Source organism: Novosphingobium terrae (assembly GCF_017163935.1).
GTDB lineage: Bacteria > Pseudomonadota > Alphaproteobacteria > Sphingomonadales > Sphingomonadaceae > Novosphingobium > Novosphingobium terrae.
Genome location: NZ_JABVZR010000002.1, coordinates 2644366 through 2661818, shown reverse-complemented (window position 1 = coordinate 2661818; position 17453 = coordinate 2644366). Strand labels below are relative to the sequence as shown.

16 protein-coding genes are annotated in these 17453 nt (G+C 64.1%); 8 read left to right on the top strand and 8 right to left on the bottom strand.

The features are described from left to right. Positions 1 to 4 precede the first annotated feature (4 nt). Positions 5 to 1096 (bottom strand): GlxA family transcriptional regulator, encoded by a 1092-nt coding sequence (locus tag HGK27_RS29460; protein ID WP_206244334.1) that lies wholly within the window; start codon positions 1094 to 1096, stop codon positions 5 to 7. Positions 1097 to 1443: 347 nt separating this feature from the next. Here HGK27_RS29460 and HGK27_RS29455 point away from each other — a divergent pair, with 347 nt between their 5' ends. The 8 genes from HGK27_RS29455 to HGK27_RS29420 all read left to right on the top strand — a co-directional run bounded on the left by HGK27_RS29455 (position 1444) and on the right by HGK27_RS29420 (position 10669). Then, positions 1444 to 2193: an electron transfer flavoprotein subunit beta/FixA family protein gene (locus tag HGK27_RS29455; RefSeq protein WP_206244333.1), complete on the top strand. Its 750-nt coding sequence runs from the start codon at positions 1444 to 1446 to the stop codon at positions 2191 to 2193. A 21-nt stretch (positions 2194 to 2214) separates the two neighbouring features. Next, the gene (locus HGK27_RS29450) at positions 2215 to 3153 is read left to right on the top strand and encodes an electron transfer flavoprotein subunit alpha/FixB family protein (protein WP_206244332.1); all 939 of its coding nucleotides are present in this window, start codon (positions 2215 to 2217) and stop codon (positions 3151 to 3153) included. A 27-nt stretch (positions 3154 to 3180) separates the two neighbouring features. Then, positions 3181 to 4038 carry a formyltetrahydrofolate deformylase gene (purU, locus tag HGK27_RS29445; protein WP_206244331.1) on the top strand — a complete coding sequence of 286 codons (858 nt, stop codon included), beginning with the start codon at positions 3181 to 3183 and terminating at the stop codon, positions 4036 to 4038. Between the two features lie 88 nt (positions 4039 to 4126). Beyond that, on the top strand, positions 4127 to 5041 hold the full coding sequence (gene folD / locus HGK27_RS29440) for a bifunctional methylenetetrahydrofolate dehydrogenase/methenyltetrahydrofolate cyclohydrolase FolD (RefSeq protein ID WP_206244330.1): 915 nt from the start codon (positions 4127 to 4129) through the stop codon (positions 5039 to 5041). Positions 5042 to 5087: 46 nt separating this feature from the next. Beyond that, entirely contained in the window at positions 5088 to 7649 is a 2562-nt protein-coding gene (locus HGK27_RS29435) for a GcvT family protein (RefSeq protein ID WP_206244329.1), read from the top strand. Between the two features lie 62 nt (positions 7650 to 7711). Beyond that, positions 7712 to 8071, top strand: a complete 360-nt coding sequence (gene folB, locus HGK27_RS29430) for a dihydroneopterin aldolase (RefSeq protein WP_206244328.1) — start codon at positions 7712 to 7714, stop codon at positions 8069 to 8071. Between the two features lie 251 nt (positions 8072 to 8322). Beyond that, entirely contained in the window at positions 8323 to 9570 is a 1248-nt protein-coding gene (locus tag HGK27_RS29425) for an aromatic ring-hydroxylating oxygenase subunit alpha (RefSeq protein ID WP_206244327.1), read from the top strand. 4 nt (positions 9571 to 9574) lie between these two features. Further along, a complete protein-coding gene (locus HGK27_RS29420; protein ID WP_241127600.1) occupies positions 9575 to 10669 on the top strand; it encodes a hybrid-cluster NAD(P)-dependent oxidoreductase in 1095 nt (364 codons plus the stop codon). Here the strand turns inward: HGK27_RS29420 and HGK27_RS29415 are convergent. From HGK27_RS29415 to glpK, 7 genes are all read right to left on the bottom strand, one after another. Beyond that, positions 10666 to 10917 carry a CBU_0592 family membrane protein gene (locus HGK27_RS29415; protein ID WP_241127598.1) on the bottom strand — a complete coding sequence of 84 codons (252 nt, stop codon included), beginning with the start codon at positions 10915 to 10917 and terminating at the stop codon, positions 10666 to 10668. The two genes, HGK27_RS29420 and HGK27_RS29415, sit on opposite strands and share 4 nt — an antisense overlap. Before the next feature lie 41 nt (positions 10918 to 10958). Next, a complete protein-coding gene (gene pabB / locus HGK27_RS29410) occupies positions 10959 to 12101 on the bottom strand; it encodes an aminodeoxychorismate synthase component I (RefSeq protein WP_206244326.1) in 1143 nt (380 codons plus the stop codon). 6 nt (positions 12102 to 12107) lie between these two features. Further along, positions 12108 to 13760: an electron transfer flavoprotein-ubiquinone oxidoreductase gene (locus tag HGK27_RS29405; protein WP_206244325.1), complete on the bottom strand. Its 1653-nt coding sequence runs from the start codon at positions 13758 to 13760 to the stop codon at positions 12108 to 12110. 120 nt (positions 13761 to 13880) lie between these two features. Continuing rightward, positions 13881 to 14459 carry a DUF308 domain-containing protein gene (locus HGK27_RS29400; protein ID WP_206244324.1) on the bottom strand — a complete coding sequence of 193 codons (579 nt, stop codon included), beginning with the start codon at positions 14457 to 14459 and terminating at the stop codon, positions 13881 to 13883. Positions 14460 to 14566: 107 nt separating this feature from the next. Further along, complete coding sequence (locus HGK27_RS29395; protein ID WP_206244323.1) at positions 14567 to 15208, bottom strand: NrsF family protein; 642 nt, start codon at positions 15206 to 15208, stop codon at positions 14567 to 14569. Between the two features lie 5 nt (positions 15209 to 15213). Further along, positions 15214 to 15717 (bottom strand): sigma-70 family RNA polymerase sigma factor, encoded by a 504-nt coding sequence (locus tag HGK27_RS29390; RefSeq protein ID WP_241127595.1) that lies wholly within the window; start codon positions 15715 to 15717, stop codon positions 15214 to 15216. 238 nt (positions 15718 to 15955) lie between these two features. Then, positions 15956 to 17440, bottom strand: a complete 1485-nt coding sequence (gene glpK / locus HGK27_RS29385; protein ID WP_206244321.1) for a glycerol kinase GlpK — start codon at positions 17438 to 17440, stop codon at positions 15956 to 15958. Positions 17441 to 17453 lie beyond the last annotated feature (13 nt).

The window sequence follows — 17453 nt, the reverse complement described above, 5'->3', positions numbered from 1 at the left end:
ACTATCAAGCCACGGGGATCGCGGCCACCTCCTCGATCCGGGGCGCTGCCACCGGCCCGGATTTGCCCGCCTGCATGCGCGCCTCTACAGGCGAATGGCCGAAACGGCGGCGAAACATCCGGCTCATATGCGATGAATCGCAAAAACCGCATTCCACGGCGATGGCCGTGATCGAGCGGTCCGTGGTCTCCAGAAAATGCTTCACGAAGGACAGGCGCACATCCATGAAGGCCACCTGAGGCGACACGCCCAGCGCCGTCTGGAAGCGCCTTTCAAGCTGCCTCTTGCTCTTGCCCATGCGGGTGGCGATCTCGGCCACGGAGAGCGGCGTTTCGATGTTCTGCTGGGTGATCAGCAGGGCGCGCTGAACGATGGGGTCCTGCGCCTTGAGATCGAGCGGAATGCCCGGCTGCGGTTTTTCGCCGGCCAAGGCATCATCAATGATCATGATGTGCAGGCTCTTGCTGGCCTGCGCGCGCCCGATATGCTTCTCAACCAGATAGGCCGCCAGATGCGCCGAACTCGCGCCGCCCGAACAGGTCAGCCGGTCGCGATCGACGATGAAAATCTGGTCGGACACCGGGTCAAGCCCTTCGAACTGCTCCAGAAAATCGCGGTGATGAAACCAGCTCACGCAGCATTTGTAGCCCTTGAGCACCCCGGCCAGATGCAGCAGGAAAGCGCCCCCGCATACCCCCACCAGAGGGACACCAAGCGCCGCTGCCTGTTGCAGATAGGCGATGTAATCGCTGCCGAAATCCTCGATCTCATCGATCAGCCCGCCGACCACCACGATGTAATCGAAGCGACGCGGATCGCCCAACCGCTCATCGGGCTGAATGGCGATGCCCGAGCTGGAGGGAATCGCGCGCATCGTATCCGATACGATCGTCCATTCGCACAGAATATGGCGGCTGCGATCCCCCTCATCGGCGGCCAGTCGCAGCACATCGACGAAATTGGCAAAAGCACACAAAGTGAAGCGCTTGGTCAGGATAAACCCGATCGAAAGGCGGGGGCCGCCTGCTCGATGCCGCGCTGCTGCTGCAAGGGTTGACTGGAGGCCGGGACGCGACTCATTGCGCGACAAATCCATGCATCACTCTCCATTATTTTCTGCCCGATGTCGTAGAGATGGGTGTGATTTGACGCAATCATTCTTTTCGCCGGGACGGATGCGACGCAATAGTTCGTCTGCTGATGGACACCCCGCAGCATCCTGCACCTGAGCCGGAGCCCCGACCAAGGCGCTCCGGCCCTTTGCAAGAGCCCGGGGAGATCGCAGCAAAAGCATAAGGAAACCGTCTGTCCGGCCGGAACCCCCGCACCGGGCAGACAAGGGAAAACGGGAAGAGCGATCGCAATCGGCCGATGGGCAGCACGCCCGCCGGTGCAGGTCATCCGCGCGCCGCCGCTCGCCCGAAAACCTGAGAGGATGAGGTCATGAAAGTCCTGGTGCCGGTGAAACGAGTCGTGGATTTCAACGTCAAGATCCGCGTCAAAAGCGACGGTTCGGGCGTGGATCTGGCGAATGTCAAAATGTCCATCAACCCCTTCGACGAAATCGCCACCGAGGAAGCCGTGCGGCTGAAGGAAGCGGGTCTGGTCGAGGAGATCATCGCCGTCTCCGTCGGGCCTGCGCAGGCTCAGGATGTGCTGCGCCATGCCCTGGCCATGGGCGCCGACCGCGCCATCCTGATCAAGACCGATGAGGCCGTCGAGCCACTCGATGTCGCCCGACTGCTGAAGGGCGTGATCGAGGCTGAACAGCCCCGCCTCGTCCTGCTGGGCAAGCAGGCCATCGACGATGATTGCAACCAGACCGGCCAGATGCTTTCGGCCCTGCTGGGCTGGTCGCAGGCCACCTTCGCCTCGCACATCAGCCTGTCCGGCGACAAGGCGGAGGTCACGCGTGAAGTCGACGGCGGCTTGCAGGTGATCGAGGTCACGCTGCCCAGCATCGTCACGGTCGATCTGCGGCTGAACGAGCCGCGCTATGCCTCGCTACCCAGCATCATGAAGGCCAAGAAAAAGCCGATCGAGGAAAAGGCCCCCGCCGATTACGGCGTCGCGATCCGCCCCCGCCTGACGGTCATCGCCACCGAGGAGCCGGCTGCGCGCAAGGCCGGCATCAAGCTCAGCGACATTGGCGAACTGGTCGGCAAGCTCAAGACCGAAGCCGCCGTGCTCTGATTTTTCCGGGAGTTTCTCATCATGTCCACCCTTCTTCTCGCGGAACATGACAATGCGGTCCTGTCCGAACAGACCGCCCGCGCGCTGACGGCAGCGCTCCAGATCGGCGCCGAGGTCGATGTTCTGGTCATCGGCAAGGCGGCGCAAGCCGTGGCCGAGGCTGCCGCGCATCTGCAAGGCATCCGCAAGGTGCTGCTCGCCCAGAGCGACGATCTCGAACATCACCTCGCCGAACCGGCCAGTGCGCTGCTGCTCTCTCTGGCCTCCGGCTACACCAACATCGTCGCTGCGGCGACCACCACCGGCAAGAGCATCCTGCCCCGTGTCGCCGCCCTGCTCGACGTGATGCAGGTGTCTGAGATCATTGCCGTGGTTGCGCCCGATACGTTCAAGCGCCCGATCTATGCCGGTAATGCGGTGCAGACCGTGCAGAGCAGCGATAACACCAGGGTCATCACCGTGCGCACCGCCGGTTTCGCCCCTGCCCCCCATGGCAATGCGGCAGCGCCCATCGAGGACATCGGCGCATCGCCCGCCTCTGGCCTGTCGGCCTTCAAGGAAAACCGCTTTGCCGTCAGCGAAAGGCCCGAACTGGCCTCGGCCCGGCTGGTGGTTTCGGGGGGACGCGCATTGGGCTCCGAACAAAGCTTCCGCGACACGATCCTGCCGCTGGCCGACCGGCTCGGGGCCGCCGTGGGCGCCTCACGTGCGGCGGTCGATGCGGGCTATGCGCCCAATGACTGGCAGGTGGGCCAGACCGGCAAGATCATTGCGCCCGATCTCTATGTCGCCTGCGGCATCTCGGGGGCGATCCAGCATCTGGCGGGGATGAAGGACGCCAAGGTCATCGTCGCGATCAACAAGGACCCGGATGCGCCGATCTTCCAGGTCGCCGACTACGGGCTGGTGGGCGACCTCTTCGAGCTGGTCCCCGCCTTCGAACAGCAGCTTTCCCTGTAACGCCAGACCTCCGGGAGAGGCATCATCATGAGTGACACATCCTACATCGTGCGGCTGAGTTGCGCCGACCAACCCGGCATCGTGGCGGCGGTGACCACGGCGTTGGCCGCCCGGGGCGCCAACATTCTGGAATCGAACCAGTTCTGGGACCGACAAGCCGATCATTTCTTCCTGCGCATCGCCGTCATCGTGCCCCCCGAGGTGACGCGCGACGATATCGAGCTGGCGCTCAAGCCCTCGGTCGACCGTTTCGACCTGAACCTCAAGGTCACCGATGTGGCCAAGAAGCCCCGGATCATCATCATGGTCTCGAAGTTCGACCATGCGATGCATCACCTGCTCTATCAGATCAAGGTGGGCTGGCTGAACGCCGAAGTGGCCGCCATCGTCTCCAACCACGAAGACGCCCGCAAGGCCGCCGACATCGAGGGCATCCCCTTCCACCACTGGCCGGTCAACAAGGAGAACAAGGCCGAGCAGGAGGCCAAGCTGCTGAAGCTGGTGCAGGACACGGGCGCGGAGCTGGTGGTGCTGGCCCGCTATATGCAGGTGCTCTCGAACGATCTGTCGGAAAAGCTGTTTGGCATGGTGATCAACATCCACCATTCCTTCCTGCCCAGCTTCAAGGGCGCCAAGCCTTATCATCAGGCCCATGCGCGCGGCGTCAAGCTGATCGGCGCGACCGCCCATTACGTCACCCCCGATCTGGATGAGGGCCCGATCATCGAGCAGGAAACCCAGCGCGTCAGCCACAGCCTGACCAGCGAGGATTTCGTGGCGACGGGCCGCGACACCGAAAGCCGCGTGCTGGCCCGCGCGGTCAAGAGCCATCTGGAAGGGCGGGTGATGCTCAACAGCCATCGCACGGTGGTCTTCACGCCCTGATCGGCAGGTTCAGCCCGCGCCGCGCTCCTCAGTCACAACCCGGCGCGGGCTGAGCAACACCGAAACGCTCTTTGGGAATGGATGTGCGATGACAGCCAAAATCACAAACGACAACATCATTGGCGGCAACATCATCGACGGCAAGGCCTTCTCGCAAGGTCTGGGGGAGCGGATTGCCCGCGCCATTCCGGCTTTCACCGCCGCCACCGGTCGGCGTCCCGGTCTGGCCGTGGTGCTGGTCGGCAGCGATCCGGCCAGCGAAGTCTATGTCCGCAGCAAGGGCAAGATGGCCCGCCAGCTGGGCATGGAAAGCTTCGAACATGTGCTGCCCGAAAGTGCCAGTCAGGAAGAACTGCTGGCGCTGGTGGCACAGCTCAACGCCGATGAGAGCGTGGACGGCATTCTGGTGCAACTGCCCCTGCCCGGCCATCTCGACTCGCTGCCGGTGATCGAGGCGATCGACCCGGCCAAGGATGTCGACGGGCTGCATCCGATCAGCGCCGGGTTGCTGGCTTCGGGCCTGCCGGGGCTCGTCTCCTGCACGCCGCTGGGCTGCCTGATGCTGCTGGAGGCGCAGCTGGGCTCGCTCTCCGGGCTGGACGCCATCGTGGTGGGCCGCTCCATTCTGGTGGGCAAGCCGATGGCGCAGCTGCTGCTCTCACGCAACGCCACCGTGACCATCGCCCATTCGCGCACGCGCGATCTGGCCGCCAAGGTCGCTCAGGCCGATATCGTCGTCGCCGCTGTCGGCAGCGCCGAAATGATCAAGGGCGACTGGATCAAGCCGGGCGCCACGGTGATCGATGTCGGCACCAGCCGTATCGTCCGCGATGGGCGCAAGGTGCTGGTGGGCGATGTGGACTTCGCCGTCGCGAAAGAGCGCGCGGGCGCCATCACCCCGGTGCCGGGCGGCGTCGGCCCGATGACGATCATGACGCTGATGCACAATGCCCTGCTGGCCGCGCACCGCCGCGCGGGCCTGCCCGATCCCGATCTGCGCTGAGCCCCTGCCCCCAGAGGCCCGCAACACTTTTATGAAAGGATTTTCCATGGCAACATTTCCCGCAAAGGCGCGTGTCGCCATCGTTGGCATCGGCGGCATCGTGGGCGCTTCGGTCGCCCATCATCTGATCGCGCGCGGCTGGGACGACATCGTCGGCATCGACAAGTCCGGCGTGCCCACCGACATCGGCTCGACCGCCCATGCCTCGGACTTCTGCTACGCCACCAGCCATGATTACCTCACCACCTGGACCACGCTCTACTCGATCGATTTCTTCGAGAAGATGGGCCATTATTCGCGCATCGGCGGCATCGAGGTCGCCCGCGTCGGCGACGACCAGCGCATGGATGAGATCAAGCGCAAGGTCGCCTCGGGCAAGGCCTTCGGCACGCGCGCCAAGCTGATTGACCCCGCCGAGATCAAGGCCAAATTCCCGCTGATCGAGGAAGACCTCGTGCAGGGCGGGTTGTGGGACCCCGATGCCGGTCTGGTCGTGCCGCGTTCGCAGACGGTGGCGGGCAAGCTGGTCGATCAGGCGGTCGATGCGGGCAAGCTGAAGGTCTATGCCAACACCTCGGCGCTCTCGCTGATCATCGAAGACGGGCGCATCAAGGGCGTGGAGACCACGCGCGGCACCATCATGGCCGATTATGTCGTGGTCTGCACCGGCCTGTGGGGCCGCCTGATCGCGGAGATGGCGGGTGAGGATCTGCCGGTCTTCCCGGTCGACCATCCGCTGACCTTCTTCGGCCCCTACAAGGAGTTCGAGAACACCGGCAAGGACATCGGCTTCCCGCTGCTGCGCGATCAGGGCAATTCGGCCTATATGCGCGACACCGGCGACCCGAAGACCACCGAGGGCGGCCAGATCGAATGGGGCTATTACGAGGAGACCGAACCCCGTCTGGTTCACCCGCGCGAAATTCTGGAAAAGGAATTTGCCCGCCTCTCTCCTTCGCAGCGCGATCTGGAGATGGACCAGATCCTCGAACCGCTGGAACGCGCCATCGAGCTGACCCCGATCCTGGGCGAGCTGGGCTACAATGAGGGCCATTCCTTCAACGGCCTGCTGCAGACCACCACCGATGGCGGCCCCTCGATCGGCGAGAGCCAGAAGGTGCGTGGCCTGTGGTATGCCGTGGGCATCTGGGTGAAGGACGGCCCGGGCATGGGCAAGCTGGTGGCCGACTGGATGACCGATGGGCGCACCTCCATCGATCATGCCAGCATCGATTACAGCCGCTTCAACCCTTTCCAGCTTGAGGCGAAGTACATCGAGGAGCGCTGCTTCGAAACGGCGCAGAAGATCTACAATCCCCCCGTCCACCCGCGCGAGCCCTTCGCCGGGGGCCGTGGCATCCGCCGCTCGCCCTTCTATGAGCGCGAGGTGGAGCTGGGCGCCCATTTCATGGAGCTGGGCGGTTGGGAACGCGCCCATGGCTATGCCGCCAACGAGCATCTGCTGGAAAAGTACAAGGATCAGGTGCCGGTCCGCGAAAACGAGTGGGACAACCGCCATTTCTGGCGCGTCTCCAACGCCGAGCAGCTGGAGATGAGCGCCGATTGCGGCCTCATCAACCTCTCGCACTTCCACATCACCGACATCGAGGGGCCCGATCATGTGGCGCTGATGGAATGGCTCTGCGCGGCGAAGGTCGGTGGGGATGCCACCATCGGCAAGGGCGTCTACACCCATTTCCTTGATGACGAAGGCAATGTCCGCGCCGACTTCACCGTTTTCCGCATGGCCGACCGCTGCCGTCTGGTGAACGGCGCCGATGCCGGCCCGCGCGATGTGAATTACATGCGCCGCGTGGCGCAGGATCGCGGGCTGGACGTGACCGTCACCGATGTGACCGAGCAGTATGTGACGGTCGGCATCTGGGGCCCGAACGCCCGCGTCAATCTGCAGAAGGTGGTGGAAGACCCCGAGGCGCTGTCGCTGGAAAACTTCCCCTTCGCGGCGATCCGCCCGCTGCGCATCGCGGGCAAGGACGTCACGGCCTTCCGCATCTCCTATGTCGGCGAACAGGGCTGGGAACTGCATATGCGCTACGAGGACGGTCTGGCCGTCTGGGACGCGCTGCGCTCGACCGGGGTGACGGCGGTGGGTGTGGAAACCTATGCCAACTCGCGCCGCATGGAAAAGAGCCTGCGCCTGCAGAACGCCGATCTGCTGACGCATTACAATCTGCTGGAAGCCGATCTGGCCCGCCCCAAGGCCAAGGAGGCCGATTTCCGCGGCAAGGCCAAGCATCTGGAGCATCGCGCGCGGGAGCATCAGCCCGCCAAGCTTTGCACGCTGGTCTTCACGGAGCACACCGACAGCACGGGGGTGAAGCGCTATCCCGTCGGCATCATGCCGGTGATGGATCCGGAAACGGGCGAAACGCTGGTCGATGAGCTGGGCCGCCGGTCCTACACCTCCTCGGTGGCCTTCGGGCCGACCATCGGCAAGAACATCGCTCTGGCCTATCTGCCCTGGGCTTATGCCCAAGAAGGCCGCGCGCTTCAGGTCGAATATTTCGGCGAGATCTATCCGGTGGAGGTCGCCTCGGTCGGTTACAAGCCGCTCTATGACCCCCAGAACCTGAAGCCCAAGAGCTGACCGCCCTCACCCTCACGCGATCCGGGGCCTGCGCGCCGGATCGCCTTCAGGCACGCCCCGCCATGTATGTCATCCGACTGAAGAACTGCTGCTTTTTCGCCAATCACGGCGTGTTCGACGAGGAAAAGGCGCTGGGGCAGCGCTTCCATGTCGATGTCGAGCTGCAGGTCGATGCCCTGCGCGGGCTGGAGGAGGATGAGATCGCCGATACGGTCGATTACGGAGCGGTCTTTCAGGAGATCGAACGCATCGTCTCGGGCCGCCGCCGTTTCCTCATTGAGGCGCTGGCGCTCGATATCGCCAAATCCCTGTGCGAGGGTTTCGCGCGGGTGATGCAAGCCCGGGTGGTGATCCGCAAGCCCAATGCCCCGGTACGCGGCGTGCTGGATCATGTGGAGGTGGATGTCAGCTGGCCGCAATAGGGCATGTCGCATATGGCGCCATGCATGGCGCAATCGTCCTATTGGCTGGACAGGCCGTTGCGATAGCCCTGTGAATGGAGAAAGACTGTCGCGATTGGCCCCGGACCTTGCACAAAGCCCCAAAGGCAGCAGCAAACCGGCTCAAAACAGATCGACACAAAAGACCGAGAAGGATGTCTGGACTCCCGTTTTGGCGCGATGGACCGCAAGGTTGCCGCCGGGCGGGTCCGGATCGAACAAAGGACAAGATCATGGACCTGCGCAGTGAGATGCTCAATCTGATCCGTGGCCGCAAGCCCGGCTATTCCCTGCCCCAACCCTTCTACACCGATCAGGCCTTCTTCGACCTCGATATGGAGCTGATCTGGTATCGCGACTGGCTCTTTGCCGGGCACACGTGCGAATTGCCCAAAGCGGGGAGCTATCTCACGCTGCAGATCGGCGCCTATCCCATCGTGGTGCTGCGCGACCGCGAGGGCGAGATCCGCGCCTTCCACAACTCCTGCCGCCATCGCGGTAGCCGCGTGTGCAACCAGCCCAAGGGCACCGCCGCCAAGCTGGTCTGCCCCTATCACCAATGGACCTACAATCTGGACGGCAAGCTGGCCTTCGCGCGCCAGATGGGCGAGGGCTTCGATGTCTCCGACCATGCGCTCAAGCCCATCGCCTGCAACAGCGTGGCGGGATACATCTTCATCTGTCTGGCCGACGAGCCGGTCGATTTCCAGCCCTTCCGCAGCCTGATGGAGCCCTATTTCGCGCCCCACAATCTGGCCGATGCCAAGGTCGCCTTCGAATCCACCATCGTGGAAAAGGGCAACTGGAAGCTGGTCTGGGAAAACAACCGCGAATGCTACCATTGCGCGGGCAGCCACCCCGAACTGTGCAAGACCTATGACGAAGCGCCCAATGTCACCGGCGTGAGCGGCGGCGGCGAAGATCCCCAGATGGCTGCCCACTGGGACCACTGCGAACAGGCCGGTCTGCCCGCCCGTTTCCAGATCCATGACAGCGGCCAGTTCCGCGCCATCCGCGCGCCGCTGCTGCGCGAGGCCGAAAGCTACACCATGACCGGCAAGCGCGCCGTGTCGCGTCCGCTCTCCGATGCTGTCACCGCCGAGAAGATCGGTGCGCTGATGCTGTTCCACTATCCCACCACCTGGAACCATGTGCTGGTCGATCACGCCGTCACCTTCCGCGTGACGCCGATCGGGCCCAATGAAACCGCCGTCACCTCCAAGTGGCTGGTCCACAAGGATGCCGTGGAGGGGGTGGATTACAACCTTGAGGACCTGACTCACGTCTGGATGCAGACCAACGATCAGGACCGCCGTATCGTCGAGGAAAACGCGCTGGGCATTCGCTCGCCCGCCTATGAGCCCGGCCCCTATTCGCAGCTCCACGAGGGCGGCGTGCAGCAGTTCGTGGACTGGTACGCCAGCTTTATCGAGCCGCGCCTGCAGGGCAGCGCCCCCAAGACGCTGCGTCAGGTGGCGTAAGGGCATGAGTGTGGCATTGGCCGAACCGATCCTGTCTTATGCCGCGATGAAGCCGTGGAACGATCGCCTCCAGCTGCTGGAGGTGATCGCCGTCACGGATGAGGCGCCCGATGTGAAGACCTTCACCTTCCGGTCGGACGCGGATACGCTGTTCCAGTATAAGCCGGGGCAGTTCGTCACGCTGGAGCTGCCCGCGCCCGGCGGGCAGCTGCTGCGGACCTATACGCTGTCGTCCTCGCCATCGCGCCCTTTGTCCATCGCGGTGACGGTGAAGGCGCAGGCCGAGAGCGTGGGCACGCGCTGGATGTTTGAGAACCTGCGCCCCGGCAGCCGGATCAAGGCCTATGGCCCCACCGGCCATTTCACCCATATCGGCCATGAGGCACGCCAGTATCTCTTCATCTCGGCGGGATCGGGGGTGACGCCGATGATGTCGATGCTGCGCTGGTTCGCCGATTGCGCGCCGGGCGCCGACATCGCCTTCGTCACCTGCGCCCGCGCGCCTGAGGAGATCATCTTCCGCCGCGAGCTGGAGCTGCTGGGCCGCAGCATGCCCCAACTGGCGCTGAGCATTCTGGTGAAGAACCGCTCGCTGCAGGAAAGCTGGCCGGGGCATCGCGGACGCCTTGACGCAGCGCTGCTGCCAATGCTGGTGCCCGATGTGATGCAGCGCGAAGTCTTCTGCTGCGGCCCCGACGCCTTTATGAGTCTGGTGCAGAGCCTGCTGCGCGATGCCGGTTTCGATATGGCGCATTATCATCAGGAGAGCTTTGGCGATACGCCCGCCAGCGCCTCCGTCCAACCAATGCCTGACGCACCGGCGGCGGAGGCCGGGGACAGCGCCGCGGTCGATTTCACCCTGTCGGGTGTCACGGGTGCCTGTCAGGCCGGGCAGACCATTCTGGAAGCCGCCCGCGCGGCAGGCGTGCGCATTCCCGCCGCCTGCGAGTCCGGCATTTGCGGCACCTGCAAAACGTTGAAACTGTCAGGCGAGGTGACGATGGCCCACAATGGCGGCATCCTCGATGAAGAGGTGGAGGAAGGCTATATTCTGGCCTGCTGCTCCCGGCCTCTGGGTGATGTGGTGGTCGAGGCCTAGGCTCGCCTGCCCGGCCTGCGGGCGCGGAGAAAGCCGAAGATGGTAAAGCCCAGCCACAGCACCTGCGTTACAAAGGACGACAGGTTGAAATTGGCAAAAAGCGATACCAGCAGCAGCAAGGCCCCCAACGCATTGAGCGCCAGATAGCCGGTGTTGTCGCTGCTCATGCGTCCCAGCTGCAGCTGGGCATAGGCGGTGACATAGGCCGCCACGCCCACGAGCCCGACCAGATCGAACAGAGTTATCACGCAACCACCCTCACCTTCTTCCCTTGGCGATCAAGCCGATATCAGGATTGGGGGCGTGAGAGGAAGTGCGCTTTCAACAGACATTCCTGCCATTCGTCCGGCCCCTTGCTGTCTGCCACCACGCCTGATCCCAAGCCGATCGAGGCATGGCCATCAGGCCCGATGGCAATCGTGCGGATGGCGACATTGAAACGCGCATCGCCCGATGGCGCAATCCAGCCCATGCTGCCGGTGTAGAGCCCGCGCGCAGCAGGTTCGATGGTGCGGATCAATTCCATCGCCCGGATCTTGGGCGCGCCGGTGATCGAGCCACAGGGAAACAGCGCCTCGATCACATCCACAGCATCGAGCCCCTCGCGCAGCGCCGCCGAGACGGTGGAGGTCATCTGATGCAGGGTGGGAAAGGTCTCGATCTCGAACAGGCGGTCCACCCGCACGCTGCCGGGCGCGGCAATGCGGGTGACATCGTTGCGCATCAGATCAACGATCATCAGATTTTCCGCGCGGTTCTTGGCGTCGCGCGCCAGAGCCTCGGCGGCCTGCCGGTCGGCAACGGCATCGGGGAAGCGCGGCGCCGTGCCCTTCATCGGGCGGGTGGTGATGCGCCCGCCCTGCAGTTCGAAGAACAGCTCTGGCGAGAAGCTGGCGAATGTCTGCGCTCCGGTGGCCAGCAAACCGCCATAGCGCGCCGCCTGCCGCGCCTGAAACGCGCCATAGAGCCCTTCCGGCGAGAGGACCTTCCCCAGCTGCGCCTGAAACGTCAGGTTCATCTGATAGATGTCGCCTTGCCGGATATAGTCGAGAACGCGCTCGATGGCCTCAAGATAGGCTTTGCGCGTGATGGAAGGGGACAGGGCCAGATCTTGCGCCTCTGGCGATAGGGGGGGAGGCCCTTCGGGGCGGGGCCCTTCAAAAACACCAAACCACATCAGCGGCTGCGAGGAAGGCCGATAGGCAACCCCCTTCAGCCTGCCTTCCAGCGCATAGCCCGCCTCATAGGCCAAAGCGCCAGCACACCACTGGCCGCGCCCTGCCGCTTCGCGCAGGCGATCCAGCGCGGGACGCACCTCATCGACGGTATGGGCTGTGATGATCTGCTGCGGATCGGCGAAATACAGCGCCTTCTCGCGACGTGATGAGGCATCCTGAAACAGCGCGAAACAGGAAGGAAAAACCGTAGGCATAGCGGCTTACATATTCGGATAGTTGGGGCCGCCGCCGCCCTCCGGCGTCACCCAGGTGATGTTCTGCGCGGGGTCCTTGATGTCGCAAGTCTTGCAATGCAGGCAGTTCTGGGCGTTGATCTGGAAGCGTGGCAATCCTTCCTCCTGCCCCAGCACCTCATAGACACCGGCCGGGCAATAGCGCTGAGCCGGTTCGTCAAAGAGCGGCAGATTGCGGGCAATCGGCACGGACGCATCGGCCAGCTTCAGATGGACCGGCTGATCCTCCTCATGGTTGGTGCTGGAGAGGAACACGGAACTGAGCCGGTCGAAGCTGATCACCCCATCCGGCTTGGGATAGGCGATCTTGGGGAAAGCATCCTTGCGCGCCAGCTGCGCATGATCGGGGTGATGGCGCATGGTGAAAGGCAGGCCAATACCCAGCGTGCGCATCCACATATCGATCCCTGCCGCCAGCGTGCCCAGCACCGCGCCGAAGCGCGCCAGCAAAGGTTCGGCATTGCGGACAAGCTGAAGCTCCTGCGCGATCCAGCTGGATCGCAGGCGGGTCTCATACCGGGCCAGCGTGCTGTCAGCCTGCGGGTCCTGCAAGGCCTCGAAGGCGCTTTCCGCCGCCAGCATGCCCGATTTCATCGCCGTATGCGTGCCCTTGATGCGCGGCACATTGACGAAACCCGCCGCGCAGCCGATCAGCGCGCCGCCCGGGAACGCCAGCCTGGGGATCGCCTGCCAGCCGCCTTCATTGATCGCCCGCGCGCCATAGGAAATGCGCCGCCCGCCTTCCAGAAAGCTGCGGATCTCGGGATGCTGCTTCCAGCGCTGGAACTCATCGAAAGGCGAGAGATGGGGATTGCGATAGCCCAGCCCCACCACAAAACCCAAAGCCACCTGATGGTCCGCCTGATGGTAGAGAAAGCCCCCGCCATAGGCATCGCTGAGCGGCCAGCCCTGCGTGTGAAGCACAAGACCGGGGCGATGTTTCGCCGGATCGATCTCCCACAATTCCTTCATGCCCAGCCCATAGACCTGCGGCTCGCAATCGGCCTCCAGAGCATAGCGCTGCTTCACCTGCCTGGTCAGATGGCCTCGCGCCCCTTCGGCGAACAGCGTGTAGCGGGCATGCAATTCCATCCCCGGCTGATAGTCCGGGCGGCGCTGGCCATCACGGCCGATGCCCATATCGCCGGTCGCCACGCCTTTCACGCTGCCATCGGGATGATAGAGCACCTCGGCGGCGGCAAAGCCGGGGAAGATCTCGACCCCCAACTCCTCAGCCTGAGCCGCCAGCCAGCGGCACAGATTGCCCAGCGATCCGGTGTAGGTGCCCTCATTGTGCATCCAGCGCGGCGTCAGCGCGTGAGGGATGGCGAATTTGCTCCTGGCCGTCAGCCACCAATGGCGGTTGTCGGTCACGGGACCCTGCGCCAGCGGGCAATCCATCTCACGCCATTGCGGGAACAGCTCCTCCAGCGCGCGCGGATCGATCACCGCGCCTGACAGGATATGCGCGCCGATTTCCGCGCCCTTTTCCAGCAGGCAGATGGTGATCTCGCTCCCGGCATCGCGGGCCAGCTGCTTGAGCCGGATCGCCGCTGACAGCCCCGCCGGGCCACCACCCACGACAACGACATCATAGGCCATCCATTCGCGATCGCTCAATGTCGCGCTCCCTTATCCTTGCTCTTCAAGCCCTCCCATGCCGCATTCAAAAGGCCAAAGCGCAGAACGTTGACGCCGCCGAACCAAAAGAGGGCGTCACCGTTCCGGTTGCAGCATCGCTCAGGCGGCCCGCATCTTTGCGTTGTGGCGCACATCGCTGATGGTCAGCCAGAGCGCGGACACGAGGAAATAAAACGCACCGAAAGCGGCATAGGGGGCGATATCGGCAATGCCTGCGGGCAGCACACCGGCGGCCTTGCCCAGCATATGCGCGCCGGCCAGACCGGACTGGGCGCCGCTCAGGATCATCGCCCATTGCGCGCCATAGGCCTTGCGGCGGCGCAGCGCCGTCACAAGCTGGAACAGGCCGGACAGCACCGCCCAGACGCCAAACACGCCCAGCACCGCATGCATGCCCTGCCGCAGCGCCAGAGCAACCGCCACAGCCGTGACAAGGCTGACGATGAAATTCAGCATCTGGCTTTTGTTGCGCGCCAGCCCGCCGCTGCGGCTGGCATCCACATAGTTGGCCACGGCATCCCAGGCCGGATAGGCGATCAGCATGATCGCTGCCAGCATCGGCGCGGTGCGGGCAACAGTAAAGGCCAGAACGACCCATGCCGTGGAAACGCCAAAGCGCAGGGCATAATAGCGCTTGAGCCAGCTTTGGTCCGGGCGGGGTGTGTCGAGGGTGTTCATCGTAACGTCCTTTCAGGCATGTCGAGGGCGCAGGACTCCCTTCCCGGAAATCCAGGTGGCCACAGTGGGATGGAGGGTCGGCGCAGCGCGCCGCAGGCGATCAGGGGTTAGAGACGGAAACGCCTTGGCAGCAGCCAACGGGCCATGCTGGTCACCACGGCGCAGGCCACCGAGTACCAGACAGCGATATAGAGCGGATCATTGACCCGGCAGCAGAAGGCAAAGATGAAGGCGCCCAATGTGATGGCGGCAAGGCCCGAGGCCAGCGCGCTGCCTTGCGGATGCGTGGGCGCCCCGCGATGCATCAGCACCGACAGCATCGCCATAAGCGGCAGCGACAGCACGACGATCGAGGTGGAGCAGAGCATGCCCTGCAAAGGCGCAAGGCGATCGAGCCATGTCTGCCCGCCATAATGGCCCGGCGTCACGAAAGCACCCGCGATCATCATCGCCACCGCCAAGGCAAACACCACCATCAATCCCGCACGGGGCCGCACCGTGGGCGCGAAGGAGCGAATGGCGCCTATGCAGGCCGCACCGGCCAGCAGCGCAAGACCGCACAGCTTCCACAGCATATAGGGGGTCGCGATCATCCGCCCCATATCGGGCCGCATCAGGCCCAGCCCCAGCAGCAGCGCCAGTTCGCCCCCGCCCAGCGCAAGCAGCAGGGCAATCTCACGCGAAGGGCGGCGGCGGCGCACCGGCGCAAGATTGGCGGAGAGATCGAGGATCAGGGCGTCACTCAACATCGGCATCACTCAACATCGGAGGTCTTCTCGATAAAAGCCGTCAGGCTGGCGAGCCCGCGGTGAATGTTCATCTTGACGGCGGAGAGGGAGAGGCCCGTGGCGCGGGACGCCTCCTCGATGCTGTAGCCCTGCACCTTGACCAGCAGGATAGCCTGCGCCTGCGCCGGTTTGAGCTGGCCGAGCAGGCTGGCCAGAACCGAGGCGCTCGTCACCGCTGCCTCATGATCTGCGACGGAAAGGTTGTCCGGCAATTCCTCGGTCGGGCGGCGGCCAAGCGTGCGCAGCTGATCGATCCATTTGCGCTTGGCGATCGCGGCCAGCCAGGGCCCCAGAGGATAGGCCGGATCATAGGTATGGCGCCGCCGATGCACCGCCAGCAGCGTTTCCTGCACCGCATCATCGACCTCGCCGGGTGGCAACCGCCGCCGGAAATAACGCTCCAGCCAGAGCGAGATTTCGCCCAGCAGACGGCGATAGGCGCCGCCATGCCCGCCTTGCGCAGCCACCATCAAGCCCGCCCACGCATCCGGCGCAACCGGCGATGGCGGCGCAGCCCTGCCAGACGGTTTGGGGATCAAGATCGAGAGGAAGCCGGAACGCATACCTTCATGTTCGTTCCGGCTTCGGCTTTGGTCACATGGTTATGAAATTTTTTCCGGCGGCAGGCCGAAAGGCCTCCCCATCAGGGCACTCAGATGTCGTGATTGTGGAAGGGTCGCCTTTCAACTCGGCGGCCCTTCCCTGTTTTCACAGGGTGCGGCGCACTGCATCGTGCCAGCCCGCTGCCAGCGTATCGCGCTCGGCCTGTTTCATCCTGGGCTTGAACAGATCGCCTTGCGTCCATGTCGCGGCCAAAGCATCGAGATCGGGCCACAAGCCGGTCGCCAGACCGGCATGGAACGCCGCGCCCAGCGCCGTGGTTTCCAGATGGACGGGCCGCTCGACCGGCGCATCGAGCATATCGGCAAGAAACTGGCACAGCCAGTCATTGGCCGCCATGCCGCCATCCACGCGCAAGGCTTCGGGCTTCGCGCCGCCATCCTCGATCATCGCATGGGCCAGATCCATCGTCTGATAGGCCACAGCCTCCAGCGCGGCGCGGGCCAGATGGGCCTGTGTGGCACCCAGGGTCAGGCCGAAGATGGCGCCGCGCGCATCCGGGTCCCAATGCGGAGCGCCAAGGCCCACAAAGGCCGGAACCATATAGACGCCGTTGTTGTCAGGCACCTGCGTGGCCATATCATTGGTCTGGCGCGCGCTGGTGATCACCCCGATACCATCGCGCAGCCATTTGATCGCCGCGCCCGCCACGAAGATCGAACCTTCCAGCGCATAGGTCATCTTGCCGTTCAGGCGATAGGCGGGCGTGGTGAGCAGGCGATGCTGGGAATCCAGCGCCTCCGCCCCGGTGTTGAGCAGCATGAAGCAGCCCGTGCCATAGGTGGATTTCACCATGCCCGGCTGGAAACAGGCCTGCCCGAAGAGCGCCGCCTGCTGGTCCCCGGCGATGCCCGCGATGGGGATTTCCACGCCCAGCAGGCTCTTGTCGGTCATGCCGAAAATATGGGCATTGTCATGAACCTCGGGCAGCATCTGCATGGGCACGCGCAGCAGACGGCACAGTTCCTCATCCCAGCGCTGCTCACGGATGTTGTAGAGCAGGGTGCGGCCCGCATTGGTCACATCCGTGGCATGCACCTTGCCACCCGTCAGGCGCCAGAGCAGGAAACTGTCGATGGTGCCAAAGGCCAGTTCGCCTTTTTCGGCCTTGGCCCGCGCGCCCTCGACATGGTCGAGAATCCACGCCAGCTTGGTGCCCGAGAAATAGGGATCGAGCAGCAGGCCGGTGCGCGCACGCACATCGGCCTCCGCGCCATCCGCCTTCAGCTCGCTGCACAGGCGCGCGGTGCGGCGGTCCTGCCAGACGATGGCATTGTGGATGACCTTGCCGCTGGCCCGCTCCCACACCACCACCGTTTCGCGCTGGTTGGTGATGCCGATGCCCGCGATGCCCTGTGCCCCCACGCCGCTCTTCTCGATGGCTTCGCGCGCGGTCGACAGCGTGTCGCGCCAGATGTCCTCGGGATCATGCTCGACCCAGCCCAGCTCAGGGTAATGCTGCGCAAACTCGCTTTGAGCGGTGGCCACCGGGCGGGCGGCATCGTCGAACACGATCGAGCGTGTCGAGGTGGTTCCCTGATCGATGGCGAGGATATGGCGGGCTGTGGTCATCAGGAACTCTCCG